Origin of the sequence: Burkholderia sp. BE17 (assembly GCF_009362305.1) — a bacterium.
GTDB classification, from domain to species: domain Bacteria; phylum Pseudomonadota; class Gammaproteobacteria; order Burkholderiales; family Burkholderiaceae; genus Burkholderia; species Burkholderia pyrrocinia_C.
The window spans coordinates 1-2508 of record NZ_WHNU01000097.1 but is presented as its reverse complement, the minus strand read 5'-3'; the positions used below and the strand labels follow the sequence as shown (position 1 = coordinate 2508).

The 2508-nt window shown below is 58.6% G+C and carries 3 protein-coding genes; 1 reads left to right on the top strand and 2 read right to left on the bottom strand.

The features are described 5' to 3' along the window. On the bottom strand, positions 1-429 hold a 429-nt coding region (locus tag GD429_RS39935), incomplete at its 3' end, for a DUF1120 domain-containing protein (RefSeq protein WP_152865723.1). A gap of 225 nt (positions 430-654) precedes the next feature. Beyond that, a complete protein-coding gene (locus GD429_RS39930; protein ID WP_152865721.1) occupies positions 655-1284 on the bottom strand; it encodes a DUF1120 domain-containing protein in 630 nt (209 codons plus the stop codon). Between the two features lie 361 nt (positions 1285-1645). Between GD429_RS39930 and GD429_RS39925 the strand changes: the two genes are divergently transcribed. Then, positions 1646-2299 carry a response regulator transcription factor gene (locus GD429_RS39925; protein WP_321575148.1) on the top strand — a complete coding sequence of 218 codons (654 nt, stop codon included), beginning with the start codon at positions 1646-1648 and terminating at the stop codon, positions 2297-2299. Positions 2300-2508: the final 209 nt, after the last annotated feature.

The window sequence follows — 2508 nt, the reverse complement described above, 5'->3', positions numbered from 1 at the left end:
CCCCTCCTCCCCCCACCAGCCAGTCCCGCCTTTAACACGCGCAATCGGGTAGACGCGCCGCCCATCGGCCTTGTGATCGTCCGAAAAAATGACGTAGTGACCGATGGCAGGATTGCCCAGACCGAGGGCGGAACCGATCGCTCCGGGCGACGTCGTACCTTCGCGATTGTCGATCATGTTGACGCCGACCCTGGTCGGGCGCTGGCAGTTAATCGTCAACGGCATATCGCCGACAATAGTAGAAGAAGTTGGAACATCCTTTCTCGACAGATTGCCCAGGTCGATGACGCCACCGTTACCCAGCGCTATGCCGCAAGCGTCGTCCTCCCGGATACGCCCATTGACGCCAAGGTCGGCAGCCGACGTCACGCCCGGGCTCGACAAAGCGCTGGCCAGCACGGAAAGAACAAACAACTGCTTCAATCTCATACGAATATATCTCTCACTCGGAACGGCATGGACAAACGCATATCACGGCAGTACCCGCGCCGGGGAAGCTCGCCTCCAATGTCGTGAAGTCCACGCCCTCACCACGCAACACGATCCGATTCCTCATCGCTGACTCGTCTGTCGAAAACAAGCGCTCGATAGCAATCAGGCCGCGCGTCAGCCATCGCAGCCGCCCGACGCTCCGGCCAACTTCGATCGCTCTGCTTACAGATAGGTCAGTTCGACGGTCGCGGAACCGTCCAGCTCGACACCGCCATTGGAAAGATCCAGCTCCGACAGCTTGTTGATCGTCGGGGTGACGGTCAGATCGGCCGAGATGGTCTTGTATGCCCCGGGCGCCGTGCTGCCCGATTCCGAGAACGATTTACGCGCCGAGCCGTTCGCCATTAATCCTGTGCCGTCGAGCGCCCACGCGTCGGAGCCAGTGGGCGCCGCCAGGACGTCCAGCGCGTTGCTGTCGCCGACAGCTTTACTCAGTGCCAGCGTGTAATAACGTGCCTTCTCCTTGTTCAGGCCGAACTCATAGTCGTCGCCCTTGCCGCCGACGGCCGTACCCGAGCGATTGTCCCGCACGTTCAACGCGACCTTGGCGGCCGCATTGCATGAGATGGCCACGGACTGCGTCTTGGCGTTGAGTGTCGTCGTGGCATCCTGGCTGAGCTTGTCCGACGCGATGGTCCCGAAATCATAGACGCCGCCGTTGCCGATCGTGAATTGGCACGCATCGGGCACGATCTTGCCGGTGACCTTGATTTCCGCAGTTTGTGCCTGCGCCTGACCGGCAACAACCAACGCACCAACAACCAGCCCCAATCCTGCTAGCTTCTTCTTCATCGACTTGCTCCAATAAACAAATGAACCGAAAAATGATGGCCTGCACCAAGCGTGCTGCTACCAGAAAGCCCATTGCGCCACCACGTCGACAAGTTTGCCGACCCCGTGCCCGTTCAGGCTATTCGGAAGATTCTGTTTTTCGCCGAGAACTATCTGACCGGTCGCTCAGCGCATTCGCCCTCAATCCGCATTCAAGTATCGTTAGCGGCAAAGTCGCCCGAACGACCGCCCGGTGCCTCGCATAGTGCCTATGGGAGAACTAGTGCCGGTTCGGCAATGGCATCAACCGAAAACCAACGGGGCTGCAAGGCTATGGATGGCACGTTCGGCCAAATAAGATCGATTGGGAGTAGAGGGGACCGTGAATCCTCGTATCGTGGTCGTGGACGACCATCCGCTGATTCGAATGGCTGTGCGAGCGGTCTTGGAGCGTGACGGCTATGAAGTCGTCGCAGAATGCCAGACGGGAGTGGACGGCGTTCAGGCCGTTCGCACGCTTAAGCCCGATCTGGTGATTCTGGATCTGGTCATTCCCGATCTGGACGGGTTCTCGGTCATGGAGCGCCTGCGCAGCGCCAAGCTCGCTTCCAGCATCCTGGTACTCACCTCCGGCGACACGCGCAACTATGCGATGCGTTGTCTGCAAGCCGGCGCGTCCGGATTTGTCTGCAAGGACGGCGGGCTGAATGAAGTATCCGAAGCCGTAAAGGCCGTGCTTGCCGGCTATTCGTACTTCCCGCGAATAGTCACCGATATGCTTCGCGAAAACTTGCAGGAGCTCGCGATGCACGAAGGCAAAGGCCCTGCCGCAGAGCTCGATGGGCTCACCGATCGCGAAATGACGATCCTCGGTCTGTTGGTCAAGGGAATGAATAACCAGGAAATCGGGCGTACGTTGATGCTCAGTCACAAGACAGTGAGTACCTATAAGATACGTCTTATGAGCAAACTCAATGCACCGAATATGGTCGAGCTTGTGAAGGTCGCGCAGCGCAATGGGATAGCCATATCCTAGCCAATTGCGTACCGACCGATTGGCGCGACACGCGCGATCCACCGAATAAAAAACGGGCGACGGGTAACGCGCAGGTGCTCCCGAACCTGTCCGCATTTTTGTGGGCGAGGCGGTTGAACAACGCGTTATCCACGCGCCTGGGTGAATCGTTCACCGAACAGGATAGCAAACTGGTTCATTGCTGATTTCCAGTCGAACGCTGCCCGCAC

What these genes read in the sequence shown, in the direction of transcription:
- GD429_RS39930 (WP_152865721.1), bottom strand. Translation starts at nt 1,284, where the DNA reads ATGAAGAAGAAGCTAGCAGGATTGGGGCTGGTTGTTGGTGCGTTGGTT.